This is a genomic window from Burkholderia seminalis DSM 23518 (assembly GCF_902832885.1).
In the GTDB taxonomy this organism is placed as follows: domain Bacteria; phylum Pseudomonadota; class Gammaproteobacteria; order Burkholderiales; family Burkholderiaceae; genus Burkholderia; species Burkholderia seminalis.
Genome location: NZ_CADFDK010000002.1, coordinates 678,681 through 691,958 on the forward strand (window position 1 = coordinate 678,681; position 13,278 = coordinate 691,958).

A 13,278-nucleotide genomic window follows, 5' to 3' on the forward strand; every position below is an offset into this window, starting at 1 on the left:
GCATGCGCTGTACGCATGCATCGCGCCCGGAGCGTCAGGGCGCGGTCTGCTGCTCCGCCTGTTCGAACAGCCAGCGCGTGAACAGGCGGGCGGCCTGGTTCTGCACGCGGTCGTTCGGCGAGATCACGTAATAGCCGCCGCCATGGCTCGCGGACGCTTCCGTCACGCGCACGAGCAGGCCCGCTTCGATGCATGCGTCGATCATGTAGCGCCAGCCGAGCGACACGCCCTGGCCGAGAATTGTCATCTGCACGATCTGCGGATAGGAGTTGATCGTGATGTCCTGCGGTTGCGCCTTCTGCCGGTCGACGTCGTTCATGTCGAACCATTCGGACCACGACATCCATTGGCGCTGGCCGTCCTCGAGGCGCAGCAGCGTTTCGTTCGCGAGATCGGCCGCGTCCAGCGTGCGGCCGGCCAGATAGCCCGGCGCGCAGACGGGAAACACTTCCTCGTCGAACAGCCGGCGCGCGGTGTATTCGGCCGGCGTCTGCTGACGCACGTAGTAGACGCCGACGTCGAATTCCGCCGGCGACATCGATGCGAGCGCATCGCGCACGATCAGGCGCAGCTTGATGTTCGGATACGCGGCGCGAAAGTGCGGCAGCCGCGGCGTCAGCCACAGCACCGCGACGCCGGACGAGCACGCGATCGTCAGTTCGAGATCGCCGTATGGCTTCATCACGTCGTGCGTGGCTTCCGCGCATTGCGTGAGCAGGTGGTGGACCTGTGCCGCGTATTGTTCGCCGGCGATCGTCAGCCGCAGCGAGCGGTGCTCGCGCACGAACAGCGAGCGGCCGAGGAATTCCTCGAGTTGTTGAATCTGGCGGCTGATCGCGCTTTGGGTCAGGTGCAGTTCGGCGGCGGCTTTGGTGAAGCTCGCATGCCGCACGGCGGCTTCGAACGCGACGAGGCATTGCAGTGGGGGGAGAGGCGTGATGCGCATGGCAGGCGGGAATCGGAGGCGGCTACCGACATGATACGGTTGGATCGAGCGGAAATCATCCGGCGGGAAGGGTGTTGCCGATCGGCGTATTCGCGTGGGGACCGTGTGCCATTCGCGCCAGGCCAGCCAAGGCGCGCAGCCGGTTGGGGCCACATCGATTCGCCCGAAAAGCGGATCGCGAGATGAAACAGTTACAAGTTATCTGTTGACGCGCACCTGCCCGGCGGTTAGTGTGTGCATCGAAGTCCAAGAAGTCCGATTGCTGTTCATCAATTGCTCGCTCTCCACAGCGGTATTCGTTGTCCTCTCCCTCCTTGACGCTTCACGCGCTCTTCAACAGAGCAAATCTCTCTATTTTTTTCTCAAGGAATCTTCATGGATACCGGTATCGTCAAGTGGTTCAACGACAGCAAAGGCTTTGGCTTCATCACGCCGGACAACGGCGGCGACGACCTGTTCGCTCATTTCTCGGAAATTCGTGCCGACGGCTTCAAGACGCTGGCTGAAAACCAGAAAGTGAGCTTCGAGACGAAGCAAGGCCCGAAGGGTCTGCAAGCGGCCAACATCCAGCCGCTGTAAAGTTTGAAGGGCCCGGCCTCCCACGATGGGCGCCGGGTCGCAGCGACATCCTCACGGAGCCTGGTCTCCTAAAGTTGGCGCGCGTGTTCGTGGCTGCTTCTGTTCATTCAGCGGCCAACCCGGCGTCACACGTCTCGTTGCACTTCATTCCCCCTCCGGCCGCAGCGCCTTATTTTCGCTTTCCGACTGCTTGAGATTCAGCGCGCAATGGCGTTGAATCGGCGCATCCGTGCACATATCGCACGGCACGCGCGCAGTCGAACATTATTAAAATTAGAAATGCAAAACATACAAAATCATCGATATAACGGCTATGCCGTCCAGCCCTCGGCGCATCGTCTGCCCGACGGCAGTTTTTCAGCCAACCTGCTGCTCGAGCGCGTCGATAGCGCGTCCGCGGAAGGCCGCTACCGGTTCTATTCGCTCGACTACTTCGAGAGTGAAGCGCAGGCACTGCGGCACTCGGCACACTGGGCACGCAACTGGGTCGATACGCGCGGCTAACCACAACGCCGTGGTGCCCACCCGGCGCATGTAGTTACCCGGGCGCGCAACAGCGCGCGCCCGAACCTCGCGTGCGATCGATTCTCTACCTTCCGATTGCATCCGCGCGCCCGGTTCGGGCTGCCGGATTTTCCTTTTTCGACGTCGTCGGTGAGTGGCGCTGCCAACCTTCGGATTCGTGCGAAGATTGCACGCACATCACACTCGCCCGAGAACGACGTGACCCTGTCCAATCCTGAGCGCAGCCCGGAGGCCGCCCATCCGCCATGGATGGGCGTCGCGCTGGCCGAACTCGGTATCCGCCGCCATCCACCCGGCAGCATCAACCCGCGCATCGTCGAGTACAACAACCACACGAACCTGGTCGGCTACGACGACAAGATTTCCTGGTGTTCGTCCTTCGTCAACTGGTGCATGACGCACGCGGGATTCCGCGGCACCGGCTCCGCACTGGCGCGCTCATGGCTCGAATGGGGCCGGCCGCTGGAGCGGCCGGTCTACGGCTGCATCGCGATCCTGACGCGCGACGATCCGGCGAGCTGGAAAGGGCATGTCGGGTTCTATCTGCGTCACGACGACGAATACGTGCATCTGTTCGGCGGCAATCAGCTGGAAGAGGTGCGCGAGCTTGCGTATCCGCTGAACGAAGTGATCGGTTATCGTTGGCCCGATGCGGGATGACCGCGTCGCGGTGGCATGTGCGAATTCGCAATCGCGTGATGGCGGTTGACTCGATCGGGTTGTCGTCGATCAAGTGTCCGGAATCGTGCTGCTGATGCACGGCGCGCCGGCCAATGTAGCGGCCGGCACCGTATCGCGATCGCGCCTAGTTCTTCGCCACCGCCTCCACCTCCCCGGCCGCGTCATTCCTGCTCCACCCACCCCCCAGCGACCGATACAACGCCACCGCCGCCAGCGCATGCTCACGCTTGACCTGGTTGAGCGAATCCGAATCCCGCAGATACACCTCCTGCGCCGACAACACATCCAGAAAATCCGTCGCACCGCCCTTGTAGAGCTGATTCGCCAATCCAAGCGCCTTGTCCGACGCGGAAAGCGCGCTACCGAGCTTCCGTGTCGCCTCGTCGGAGCTGACGAGATTCGCGCGCGCATCCTCGACTTCCCGCAATGCCTGCAGCATCGTCTGCCGCAACCCGAGTTCCGACTCGCGCATCCGGCTTTCGCTCTGCGAGATATCCGCGGTAATCCGCCCCGCATTGAAAATCGGGCTCGTCGCACTCAGCGCCGCGCTGAACAGGTTGTCGGTCAACGTCGGCAACCCGAGATAGGACGCGGCCAGGATCCCGTCCGTCAGGTTCAACGAAAACTTCGGATACCGCTCGGCCTTCGCCACACCGACTTGCGCCGCACGCCGTTCGACCTGCGCATAGGCGGTCAGCACGTCCGGCCGCCGCAACAACGCCTGCGAAGGCAGCGTCCCCGGCGCCCCGATCGGCGGCGCCGGGATCTCCCCGGCCTGCGCCAGCACGAGCCGGTCGACCGCTTCCGGCGTGCGCCCCGAATACACGGCAATCAGGTTGAGCTGATGCGAGATCTGCGCCTGCGTCGGCGGAATCCGCGCTTCGAGCGCATCGAGCTGGTTCTGCGCGCGGGTCACGTCGAGTTCGGTCGACAACCCGAACGCCTGCCGCTTGCGCGTGAGTTCGAGCGCATGCTGGCGAATCCTCGCGTTGTCCTGCAGGATCTTCAGTTCCTGCTGCGCCCAGCGCAGATCGACATACGCGGATGCCGCATCGGCCGCCAGCGCGAGCCGCATCGCGTCTTCCGCATGCTTCTGCCCGACGAGTTCAGCTTGCGCGGCGAGCAGGTCGAGGCGTTCGCCGCCGAACACATCGGGCGACCAGCTCAGCGCGAGCCCGGCACCTGCCTGCCGCACGTAGCCGAGCGGCGGCGGCGTGTTCTGCCGCGCGTCGGACGCGTGCGCGGTCGCGTCGAGTTCGGGCAGCAGCACCGCACGTTTCTGCACGGTCAGCGCCTGTGCCTGCTTCACGCGTTCTGCCGCGGCCTGCAGATCGAGGTTGCCGTCGAGCACGGTCGCGATCAGTTGATCGAGCACGGGATCGTGGAATTGCGCCCACCAGCCGGCGGCGTCGATGTCCGCGCGCGGCACGTCGGTATCCCATGCGGTGGGCGCGAGCGTCTGGACGGATTCGGACAGCGCCGGATGCTGCGCGGGCTGCACCGCGCACCCGGCGGCGAATGCGCTGACGGCCAGCGCGACGAGTAGCTTTTTCATGATGATGACCTTGGCCTCAGTGCGCGTCCGGCGGCGGCGCGTTCAACGTAATGGGTTTGGAAAACACGACGGCGAGCAGCGCGACGACGAAACACAGCGACAGCGCGTAATACGCATCCGCATAAGTGAGCGTCAGCGCTTCGCGATAGATCAGCCGATGCAGGTTCGCGAGCCCGGCCTGCGCGGTATTCAGCGTATTGCCTGCGACGGAGCCCCAGTACGCGGCCTGTCGATCGAGCAGCGACGCGATCTGCGGTTCGCCGGCGCTCACGTGCTCGTTCAGGCGCAGATAGTGAAAATTCAGCCGGTCGTTGAGCATCGTCGCGCTCACCGCGATGCCGATCGCGCCGCCGAGGTTGCGCATCAGGTTGAACAGGCCGCTCGCGGATTTGAGCCGCGACTGCGGCAGCGAGCCGAGCGCCATCGTCACGATCGGCGGCACGCTGAACTGCTGGCCGATGCCGCGCAGTGCTTGCGGCAGCAGCAATTCGCGCCAGCCCCAGTCGTGCGTGATCGGCGTGTACAGGTAGCAGCCGAGGCCGAAACAGATCAGCCCGAACACGAGCAGCGCGCGCAGGCTGAAGAAGCGCGCGGCGAACGCATAGGCGCAGAGCGCGACCAGCTGGAACGCCCCGACCGACAGCAGCGCGATGCCGATCTGCAGCGAGCTGAATGCGCGCACCTGCGCAAGAAACAGCGGCGTCAGGAACACGGTCACGAAGATCCCGATACCGGTCACGAACGACAGCAGGCTGCCGATGCCGAAGTTGCGCACGGCGAGCGCGCGCAGGTCGACGATCGGATCCTTCGCGGTCAGCGCATGCACGAGGAACAGGAAGCCGCAGATGCCGGAAATCCATGCGCAGATGATGATCACGTCGTCCCCGAACCAGTTCTTGCGCGGGCCTTCCTCGAGCACGTATTCGAGGCAGCCGAGAAAGCCGGACATCAGCACGATGCCGAGATAGTCGCCGCGCTTGATGAGGCTCAGGTCGGGCTCGTCGATATGCACGTAGCGCGGCACGAGCACGGCCACCGCGATGCCCGGCACGAGGTTCAGGTAGAACAGCCAGTGCCACGACCATTGGTCGGTGATCCAGCCGCCGATCACCGGGCCGATCGCCGGGGCGAGCGAGGCAAGCGCGCCGATGGTCGTCGACGCGATCAGCCGCTGCTTGCCGGGGAACAGCACGAACGCGGTGGTGAACACGGTCGGGATCATCGCGGCGCCGAGCGCGCCTTGCAGCCCGCGAAACAGAATCATCGAGTTGATGTCCCACGCGAGCCCGCACAGCATGCTGGTGATCGTGAAGCCGACGGCCGACGCAACGAACAGCCAGCGCGTCGACATCACCTTCGACAGCCAGCCCGACATCGGGATCACGATGATCTCGGCGATCAGGTAGGCCGTCTGCACCCACGACAGTTCGTCCTGGCTCGCGGAAAGCCCGCCGCCGATGTCGCGCAGCGACGACGCGACGATCTGGATGTCGAGCGTCGCCATGAAAAAGCCGACGCACATCAGCGCGAACGCGAATACGCGCTGCTTCGTCGGTTGCGACGCGGGGTCGCCGGAAAACGCGGTGGTCATCGTCGGCTCCCGCTCAGTTCGCGTGGTCGGTGTGCACGGTCACGACCGCGGAGAGGCCGGGGCGCAGCACGTGATCGATACCGGGTTGCGGATCGAGATGCACGCGCACGGGCACGCGCTGGACGATCTTCGTGAAGTTGCCGGTCGCGTTCTCGGGCGGCAGCACGCTGAAGGTCGCGCCGGTCGCGGGCGCGAGGCTGTCGACGCGGCCATGCAGTTTCGTGCTCGACGCATCGAGCGACACGTCGACGCGATCGCCCGCGCGCATCTTGCGCAGCTGGTCTTCCTTGAAGTTCGCATCGACCCACAGTCCGGAAGCCGGCACGACGGTCAGCAGCGGCACGCCGACGTTCGCGAGCATGCCGACACGGCCCGTGCGGTTGCCGACGTAGCCGTCGACGGGCGAGCGGATCGTCGTGTATTCGACGTTGAGCGCCGCGACGCGCTGCGCGGCCAGCGCGGTGTTCACGCGGGCCCGTGCATCGGCGAGCTGCGCGCCGAGCACGTCGAGCTGTCGCTTCGAGGCGAGCAGCGCGGCGTCGCTGCGTTCGACGGCCGCGCCGGCTTTCGAGTAATCGGCGTCGGCGCGCTCGACGATCTGGTTCGATACGGCGTCGGATTTGACGAGTTCGCGGTAGCGCACGCGGTCCGATGCGGCACGCGTCAGTTCGGCCGACGACGCGTTCTTGTCCGCCGCGTGCTGGCCGATCACCGCGAATTGCAGTTGCTGCTTCGCTTCGAGTTCGGTGACGGCGGAGCGCGCGCTGTCGACTTCGGCGCTCGCTTGCGCGAGCTTCGCGTCGTAGTCGCGTGCGTCGAGCTGCACGAGCACGTCGCCGGCCTTCACGCGCTGGTTGTCGGTCACGAGGATCTTGTCGACGAAACCGCTGACCTTCGGCGCGAGCACGGTCACGTCGCCGCCGACGTACGCATCGTCGGTGCTCTCCTGGAAGCGCAGCACGAACAGCCAGTCGAGCGCGGCCGCGGCCACGACGACGACGACGGCGCCTACCGCGATTCGCATCCACGGCACGCGGCGTTGCTGCTTCGCGGGCTGCTCGGTTGTGGCTGCTTCGCGTGACGCGGCAGCGGCTTGGGTCGTTTCCATCGATTCACCTATGTATATGCACTTATAAAAACGAAAGACGGCGTGCCGTCCGTCGGGGAAGTCGTCGATCAGCGTTCCGGCAGGTTGTGCGTGATCCGGAACAATTCGTCTCTGAGGCGGGCCGCCTGTGCCGACCCGAAACACCGCTCGAATGCTTCCTGCGCGGCGAGCCAGTGCACGTGCGCATCGGCGACCTTGGTTTCGCCGTGCGCGGTGAGCGCGAACGTCTGGCCGCGGCACGGCGGCTCGATCCGGCCCGTCACCAGCGCCGCGCCGACGAGCGGCTTGAGCGCGCGCAGCAGCGCGGTGCGTTCGATCACCAGCACGCTCGACAAGGTTGCCATCGTGAGGCCGGGCTGGTCGCGCAGCAGCGCGAGAATGCTGTACTGCGACGGCGTGACGCCCGCGCGCGACAGATAGCGCTCGTAGAACTGCGAGATTCGCCGGGCGGCCTGGCGGACCGCAAAGCAATCGTCGTCGGTGAGCGTGGTCTTGTGCATGTGCACATGTTAGGGCGGGGGATCGCGTGAAGCGATGGGCGGGGCGGGATCAGATTGGTGTCGTGGCTGTACCAATCGACTGCAACATGGCGCGTTCGCGCGCCCGGTCAGGCCGCGGCGGGAACGATCCAGCCTTCGCGGTCGCAATAGGCGGCCGTGTAGTCGATGAACGCCTTCACCTTCGCGGGCAGCAGCACGCGGTTCGCGTACGCGAGCTTGATCTCGACGGATGCGTCGACGAGGTCGGCGTCGGGCAGCAGTTGCACGAGCGCGCCCGACGCGAGTTCGGCCTGGACGAGCGTTTTCGGGACGACGCCGATGCCGAAGTCGTTCATCACCATTTCGCGGTTGAAGACGGGGCTGTTCGACGAGATGTCGAAGCGGAACGGCACGGTCAGCAGGTCGCCGTCGACGCGAAACGACAGGGCGGGGCGGCGCAGCGAAGGCGAGATCGGCACGAACGGATGATCGGCCAGGTCGGCCGGCGTTTCGGGGCGCGCATGCGCTTGCAGATACGCGGGCGTCGCGACGATCACGACCGGAATGCGCTCGATCAGCCGCACGACGGTCGATTCGCTCGTCAGCATGTACGGCACGACGATGCCGATGTCGTAGCCTTCGCCGACGAGATCGACCGGGCGCTCGGTCAGCGTGACGTCGAGGCGCACCTTCGGATGCGCGCTCTTGAAGCCGGCGATCAGCGGCACGAGGCGGTTCAGCGCGGCCGTCGTGTGCGCGACGAGGCGCAGCAGGCCTTCGGGTTCGCGGTTCTGCGTCTGCGCTTCGACCTCGAGCGCGTCGAGTTCGTCGAGCACGGCCGCGCAGCGTTCGTAGATGCGCTCGGCCGTTTCGGTCAGCGACACCTGGCGCGTGGTCCGGTGCAGCAGCCGGCTGCCGAAACGCGCTTCCAGATCCGCGACCGCGCGCGACACGACCGGCCGCGCGAGACCGTGCATGTCGGCGGCGCGCGTGAAGCTGCGCATCTCCACCACCGACCGGAAAATCCGCAGCTTGTCGATGTAGTCCATGTCCGTCTCCTTGACGCGAGGGCCGGCAGCCGGCCGCGTTACGGCGGAGTGTACATTGACTTTATGCATATGCACATATAAATTGCGGAGCATGAACGACACCTCGATTGCCCAGGCGTGCCACTGCCTCGCGCTGCGTCAGGCGGCGCGCTTCGTCACGCAACTGTACGAACGCCATCTGGCCCCGGTTGGCGTCACGCCCGCGCAGTTCTCGATCATGGCGAACCTCACGCGCCGGCCCGGCCTGCTGATGAGCGAACTCGCCGAGACGCTCGTGATGGATCGGACGACCTTGCTGCGCGGGCTGAAACCGCTGCAGCGCGACGGTTTCGTCATGACGACCGCGTCCGAGCACGATGCGCGCGCGCATGTGCTGCACCTGACGAAGCTCGGCGAGCGCACGTTCGCACGGGCGCGGGTCGCGTGGCAGGCCGCGCAGGACGAATACGAGGCGCAGGTCGGCCGCGATCGCGCGAATGCCTTGCGCGACGAGCTGTTCGGCCTGACGGCGGAACGCTAGGCGAACTGGAGCGGATTTCGATCCAATGATGGCGCTGGTGGTCGATTTCTGAGAGAAGTGGTTTTTAAACTGTCCGGATTAATCCTGATCTGGACAGTTTTTGTTTCCAGTTGTAAAGTCCTCTGACGGATCACACGAACCGGCGCACTGCCGGGCACGAGTCACGAGGAGCAACCGATGCTGCAGTTGAGCGACCGCGACGACGCGATGTTGCGCGGGGATTTCGGCGACGGCGTCGCGCGCGCGATGCGGATCGTCGTGCGTACCGCGCACGTGATGTCCGCGCCGCACCTGATCGACATCACGTCCGCCCACATCGACGGCTGTCTTTACCACGGCCGGACGAGCCTCGATTTCGTCGAGTATTTCGTCGACACCGGCACGAAGGTCGCGGTGCCCACCACGCTGAACGTCGGGTCGCTCGACCTGATCCATCCCGAGCTGTACCACGGCGACCGCGCGATCCAGCGCGACGCGCAGCGCCTGATGGATGCGCATCTGCAGCTCGGTTGCGAATCGAGCTTCACGTGCGCGCCGTATCAGCTGAAGCATCGTCCCGCGAAGGGCGAGCAGATTGCGTGGGCCGAATCGAATGCGATCGTGTTCGCGAACTCGGTGCTCGGCGCGCGCACGAGCCGGTACGGCGATTTTCTCGACCTGGCCGCCGCGATCACCGGGCGCGCACCGTATGCGGGGCTCCATGTCGAAGCGAACCGCGCCGCGCGGCTCGTGTTCAACGCGCCGGATTTCACCGGCCTGCCGTCGCGCGACATCTACTTTGCCGCGCTGGGTCTGCTGATCGGCCGGATCGCGGGCGCGGTCGTGCCGGCGATCGTCGGGTTGCCGGCGGACACCACCGAGGACGAACTCAAGGCACTCGGTGCGGCCGCCGCGTCGAGCGGTGCGGTCGCGCTGTTTCATGCGGTGGGCATCACGCCGGAAGCGCCGACGCTCGACGTCGCATTGCACGGGCAAGCGGCGCAACGCACGGTCGACGTCGCGATGGCCGATCTCGACGCGATTCGCCGCACGCTGAACCACGGCGCGGCCGGCGATCCCCTCGTCGCGGTCGCGCTCGGCACGCCGCATTTCTCGCTGGCCGAATTCCGCACGCTCGACACGTTGCTCGACGCGTTCGACGGCAAGCCGGCGTGCGATTTCTACGTGAACACGAGCCGCTTCATCCTGTGGGAGCTGGAGGAGGCCGGCCTCGCGCGCAAGTTCGCCGCGCGCGGCATCCAGATCGTCGTCGATACCTGCACGTACATCACGCCCGTGATGAAGCAGATGTCGGGGCTCGTGATGACCAATTCGGGGAAATGGGCGTCGTATGCGCCCGCGAACATCGGCGTGACGGTCGCGTACGGCAGCATGCGCGAATGCGTGCGCTCGGCGTACGAAGGAAAGGTGCGATTCGATGACTGAAGCCGTGGGCAAGGGTCTGACGGGCGACACGCTCGTGCCGGGCAGCGCGTGCGCGCGCCCGTTCGTGCTCGACAAGCCGCTCAGCTTCTGGGGCGGCTACGACTCGGGCGCGGGCAGGATCGTCGATCGCGGCCATCCGCAGGCCGGCGCGAGCCTCGCCGGCAAGGTGATGGTGATGCCGCATGCGAAGGGTTCGAGTTCGAGCAGCAGCGTGCTCGCGGAAGCCGTGCGCAACGGCACGGGGCCGGTCGGGATCGTGCTGAAGGAGCGTGACTTGATCCTCTCGATCGGTGCGATCGTGGCGGCCGAACTGTATGCGATCGCGGTGCCGGTGGTGTGCGTGAGCGACGACGTGTACGACGCGATCGCCGCCGCGACCGGGGAGGTGCGGATCGAGGCGGGCGACGGGGAAGGGGGCGCGCGGATCGTCGTCGGGGGCTGACGCGTCGTGCGCGTATCGTGTCAGAGAAAGCGGATGTTCGGCGTATCGTCATGCGTGAGCGACAGCGCGTGCCGGGCGGCATTCATCTCGCGTTTGCCGCCGGGCTGCGTGAGCCGCCGGATTTCCGGCCACGCGATCACGCCGAACATGGTGCGCAGGATCGTACTCAGCACGAAGAGGCCAATCGCGGTGCTGCCGAACCACGCCACCATGTCGAGCATGCCGTCCGTGCTGCGTTGCAGTGCGGACATGATGCCGGTGACGAAGGCCATGGCGACCAGAATGGCGATCGTCACGAATACGTCGGTGCGGGCACCGGCGACTTCGGCGGTGCGAACGAGATACACCGAACCGTCCGTGACGTTGCGAATGCCGTAGATGGCGGCGCGATCCGGGCTTCGGACGTAAGCAACATTCAGCCGGTCGCCGGCGCCGATGAACAGGCTTCGCGCGCTGTCCGTCCTGACCGTGAGCGGTGCGTCGAACGTGTCGAGTTGCAGCACGATTTCCTCGATGCCTTGCGTGGTCCAGCCGAGGTTGTTGCTCCAGACTTTCGTCCTGATCGTATTCTGGCTCACGGACGTCACGGCGCCGGTCGCGATCTGCATCACACGATCGGTCATCCGATGCTCCGTTCCGCCTTGAATCCGGCGGGTTCGTTTCGCCACTTTTCCTGGGCCTCGCGCCGCTGGGGCCGGAAGACCCGTTCGGACAGGCCGGCGATCGCGAGCAGGGTGCCCAGCAGGCTGATGATGCTCACGAGCACGGCCAGCGCGATGACGAGCGCCCAGCCCGCTTTGAACGCAGCCGCGCCGATCAGCAGGCTCAGCATGAACAGGCACGACGCCCATGCCAGCAGCGACAGGTTGCGGCGCTTTTGTCCGAGCGCATCGTAAGGCGCGATCGCCAGATCGCCGCTTCTGAGCCACGCGATCCGGTGGCGGCCGCGATCGTCGAAGACGCACGCGCGCACGGCCATCCCGGGCTTCAATCGATCGATCTGCCTGAAGGCCGCCGCGTCGATATCGCCGGCGCCGATGAAGTAGCAGACGTTCTGCATCGTGAGTCGGTAAAGCGGCACCTTCGCGATATTGGCCTCGACCCGGACGAGGTTCGTATCGATACGGTCGATCGTCGCTTCGATCAGCGTGGTCTGATTGGACATGGGGCGGGAGAGTGCGCCGGTGGCGCCGCTTTGGCTTGGCATTGATCATACCGATGAAACCGCGGGCCGGCACCTCGTGCCGGGGCCCGGCATCAGTCGCGCGCCGCCGCCGCCGCCGCCTCCCGGTACGCGCTCGGTGTCTGCCCGGCCCAGCGCCGGAACGCGCGCGTGAAGTTCGCCGGGTCGGTGAATTGCAGCCGTTCGGCGATCGTCTTCAGGTCGAGATCCGACGCCGCGAGCAACTGCTTCGCGTCGCGAAACCGCGCTTCATCGAGCAACTGCCGGTAGCTCGACCCGGCTTCCTCCAGCCGGCGCCGCAGCGTGCGCGTCGACACGAGCAACGCGTGGGCGAGCGTGTCCGGCCCCGGGTAGTCGCCGGCTGCGCGCGCCAGCTCCGCGCGCACGCGCCCGACCAGGTCGCCTTCTTCCTGCCGCACCTGCGCATACTCGCGCTCGACCTGCACGAGCGCCTGCCGGTGCGCGACTTCATCGGCGAGCGGCAACGGCCAGTCGAGCACGTCGCGCGCGATCCATAGCGCGTTCGCCGCGCAACCGAATTCCACCGGCGGCAACGAGTCGCGATAGCGCGCGAAATACGCAGGCTCCGGCCACGCGAACCGCAGCTCGATCGGCGGCGAAGCGCGCCCGGCCCATTGCGAGATGTTCTGCGCGAGCCCCGTCAGCACGAATTCGAACATCACGTGATGCTGCAATACGGGGCTCGCCTGCACGCCGTGCAGTTCGAGCGTCGCGCCGCGGTCGTCTTCCGCATAGGTCAGCCGGTACTGGCGGTTGCGCATCCGGAAGTAGCGCTGCGTGACCGACAATGCTTCGCGGATGTCCCGCGCGGTCAGCGTCGCGTAGCCGAGAAAGCCGTGCACGGTCGGCTTCAGCAGCAGCCCGAACGCGAGCCCGATGCCCGGATCCCCGCCGATCTCGATCGCATTGAGCACCAGCCGCCCCCATTGCGACGGCGCGACGCGCGCGTCCGGTTCGGCCAGCACCGTGTCGCGCAGACCCGTGCCGGCGCGCACGGCGGCCAGGTCGACGCCGCGCGCGGCCAGCGCCTGCAGCAACAGGCGCGTATAGGCGACCGGAATCGTCGGCCGGCGCAGCCCGAGGCGGTCTTTGGCGAGAGCGGAGGTCATGTCTGTTTGGCCGGAAATGACAAGCATTATGGCTGTTTGTCCCCTCACGCTCAAGGCGGCGCGCG

At 66.0% G+C, this 13,278-nt stretch carries 15 protein-coding genes; 6 read left to right on the forward strand and 9 right to left on the reverse strand.

Annotated elements, in window-relative coordinates:
• Window positions 1-34: 34 nt before the first annotated feature.
• Complete coding sequence (locus HWX00_RS09575) at window positions 35-946, reverse strand: LysR substrate-binding domain-containing protein (protein ID WP_069245868.1); 912 nt, start codon at window positions 944-946, stop codon at window positions 35-37.
• Window positions 947-1,321: 375 nt separating this feature from the next.
• Between HWX00_RS09575 and HWX00_RS09580 the strand changes: the two genes are divergently transcribed.
• The 3 genes from HWX00_RS09580 (at window position 1,322) to HWX00_RS09590 (ending at window position 2,710) form a co-directional block, all read left to right on the forward strand.
• Complete coding sequence (locus HWX00_RS09580) at window positions 1,322-1,525, forward strand: cold-shock protein (protein ID WP_034185637.1); 204 nt, start codon at window positions 1,322-1,324, stop codon at window positions 1,523-1,525.
• Window positions 1,526-1,804: 279 nt separating this feature from the next.
• Window positions 1,805-2,029, forward strand: coding sequence for a hypothetical protein (locus tag HWX00_RS09585; protein WP_034185638.1), 225 nt, complete (start codon window positions 1,805-1,807; stop codon window positions 2,027-2,029).
• A 270-nt stretch (window positions 2,030-2,299) separates the two neighbouring features.
• The gene (locus tag HWX00_RS09590) at window positions 2,300-2,710 is read left to right on the forward strand and encodes a TIGR02594 family protein (protein ID WP_175027483.1); all 411 of its coding nucleotides are present in this window, start codon (window positions 2,300-2,302) and stop codon (window positions 2,708-2,710) included.
• Window positions 2,711-2,855: 145 nt separating this feature from the next.
• Here HWX00_RS09590 and HWX00_RS09595 read toward each other — a convergent pair whose 3' ends face one another.
• The 5 genes from HWX00_RS09595 to HWX00_RS09615 all read right to left on the reverse strand — a co-directional run bounded on the left by HWX00_RS09595 (window position 2,856) and on the right by HWX00_RS09615 (window position 8,513).
• The gene (locus tag HWX00_RS09595; protein WP_059558509.1) at window positions 2,856-4,286 is read right to left on the reverse strand and encodes an efflux transporter outer membrane subunit; all 1,431 of its coding nucleotides are present in this window, start codon (window positions 4,284-4,286) and stop codon (window positions 2,856-2,858) included.
• 16 nt (window positions 4,287-4,302) lie between these two features.
• The gene (locus HWX00_RS09600) at window positions 4,303-5,877 is read right to left on the reverse strand and encodes a DHA2 family efflux MFS transporter permease subunit (RefSeq protein ID WP_034185641.1); all 1,575 of its coding nucleotides are present in this window, start codon (window positions 5,875-5,877) and stop codon (window positions 4,303-4,305) included.
• Window positions 5,878-5,890: 13 nt separating this feature from the next.
• Window positions 5,891-6,985: an HlyD family secretion protein gene (locus HWX00_RS09605; protein ID WP_059558506.1), complete on the reverse strand. Its 1,095-nt coding sequence runs from the start codon at window positions 6,983-6,985 to the stop codon at window positions 5,891-5,893.
• A 68-nt stretch (window positions 6,986-7,053) separates the two neighbouring features.
• The gene (locus tag HWX00_RS09610; protein ID WP_034185643.1) at window positions 7,054-7,485 is read right to left on the reverse strand and encodes a MarR family winged helix-turn-helix transcriptional regulator; all 432 of its coding nucleotides are present in this window, start codon (window positions 7,483-7,485) and stop codon (window positions 7,054-7,056) included.
• Between the two features lie 107 nt (window positions 7,486-7,592).
• Complete coding sequence (locus HWX00_RS09615) at window positions 7,593-8,513, reverse strand: LysR family transcriptional regulator (protein ID WP_034185644.1); 921 nt, start codon at window positions 8,511-8,513, stop codon at window positions 7,593-7,595.
• 91 nt (window positions 8,514-8,604) lie between these two features.
• On the opposite strand from HWX00_RS09615, the gene HWX00_RS09620 reads away from it, so the two are divergent.
• From HWX00_RS09620 to HWX00_RS09630, 3 genes are all read left to right on the forward strand, one after another.
• Window positions 8,605-9,033, forward strand: coding sequence for a MarR family winged helix-turn-helix transcriptional regulator (locus tag HWX00_RS09620; RefSeq protein WP_034185645.1), 429 nt, complete (start codon window positions 8,605-8,607; stop codon window positions 9,031-9,033).
• A 177-nt stretch (window positions 9,034-9,210) separates the two neighbouring features.
• Window positions 9,211-10,458, forward strand: coding sequence for an aconitase X (locus HWX00_RS09625; RefSeq protein WP_069245871.1), 1,248 nt, complete (start codon window positions 9,211-9,213; stop codon window positions 10,456-10,458).
• Window positions 10,451-10,900: an aconitase X swivel domain-containing protein gene (locus tag HWX00_RS09630; RefSeq protein ID WP_175027455.1), complete on the forward strand. Its 450-nt coding sequence runs from the start codon at window positions 10,451-10,453 to the stop codon at window positions 10,898-10,900. The genes HWX00_RS09625 and HWX00_RS09630 overlap by 8 nt, the downstream gene beginning before the upstream one ends.
• A gap of 20 nt (window positions 10,901-10,920) precedes the next feature.
• Here the strand turns inward: HWX00_RS09630 and HWX00_RS09635 are convergent, their stop codons facing one another.
• The 3 genes from HWX00_RS09635 to HWX00_RS09645 all read right to left on the reverse strand — a co-directional run bounded on the left by HWX00_RS09635 (window position 10,921) and on the right by HWX00_RS09645 (window position 13,240).
• The gene (locus HWX00_RS09635) at window positions 10,921-11,403 is read right to left on the reverse strand and encodes a hypothetical protein (protein ID WP_226193645.1); all 483 of its coding nucleotides are present in this window, start codon (window positions 11,401-11,403) and stop codon (window positions 10,921-10,923) included.
• A 116-nt stretch (window positions 11,404-11,519) separates the two neighbouring features.
• The gene (locus HWX00_RS09640; protein ID WP_175027454.1) at window positions 11,520-12,065 is read right to left on the reverse strand and encodes a hypothetical protein; all 546 of its coding nucleotides are present in this window, start codon (window positions 12,063-12,065) and stop codon (window positions 11,520-11,522) included.
• Between the two features lie 92 nt (window positions 12,066-12,157).
• Window positions 12,158-13,240: an AraC family transcriptional regulator gene (locus HWX00_RS09645; RefSeq protein ID WP_175027453.1), complete on the reverse strand. Its 1,083-nt coding sequence runs from the start codon at window positions 13,238-13,240 to the stop codon at window positions 12,158-12,160.
• Window positions 13,241-13,278 lie beyond the last annotated feature (38 nt).

Coding starts and splice junctions, on each gene's coding strand:
- HWX00_RS09575 (WP_069245868.1), bottom strand. CDS start 946: ATGCGCATCACGCCTCTCCCCCCACTGCAATGCCTCGTCGCGTTCGAA.
- HWX00_RS09580 (WP_034185637.1), top strand. CDS start 1,322: ATGGATACCGGTATCGTCAAGTGGTTCAACGACAGCAAAGGCTTTGGC.
- HWX00_RS09585 (WP_034185638.1), top strand. CDS start 1,805: ATGCAAAACATACAAAATCATCGATATAACGGCTATGCCGTCCAGCCC.
- HWX00_RS09590 (WP_175027483.1), top strand. CDS start 2,300: ATGGGCGTCGCGCTGGCCGAACTCGGTATCCGCCGCCATCCACCCGGC.
- HWX00_RS09595 (WP_059558509.1), bottom strand. CDS start 4,286: ATGAAAAAGCTACTCGTCGCGCTGGCCGTCAGCGCATTCGCCGCCGGG.
- HWX00_RS09600 (WP_034185641.1), bottom strand. CDS start 5,877: ATGACCACCGCGTTTTCCGGCGACCCCGCGTCGCAACCGACGAAGCAG.
- HWX00_RS09605 (WP_059558506.1), bottom strand. CDS start 6,985: ATGGAAACGACCCAAGCCGCTGCCGCGTCACGCGAAGCAGCCACAACC.
- HWX00_RS09610 (WP_034185643.1), bottom strand. CDS start 7,485: ATGCACAAGACCACGCTCACCGACGACGATTGCTTTGCGGTCCGCCAG.
- HWX00_RS09615 (WP_034185644.1), bottom strand. CDS start 8,513: ATGGACTACATCGACAAGCTGCGGATTTTCCGGTCGGTGGTGGAGATG.
- HWX00_RS09620 (WP_034185645.1), top strand. CDS start 8,605: ATGAACGACACCTCGATTGCCCAGGCGTGCCACTGCCTCGCGCTGCGT.
- HWX00_RS09625 (WP_069245871.1), top strand. CDS start 9,211: ATGCTGCAGTTGAGCGACCGCGACGACGCGATGTTGCGCGGGGATTTC.
- HWX00_RS09630 (WP_175027455.1), top strand. CDS start 10,451: ATGACTGAAGCCGTGGGCAAGGGTCTGACGGGCGACACGCTCGTGCCG.
- HWX00_RS09640 (WP_175027454.1), bottom strand. CDS start 12,065: ATGTCCAATCAGACCACGCTGATCGAAGCGACGATCGACCGTATCGAT.
- HWX00_RS09645 (WP_175027453.1), bottom strand. CDS start 13,240: ATGCTTGTCATTTCCGGCCAAACAGACATGACCTCCGCTCTCGCCAAA.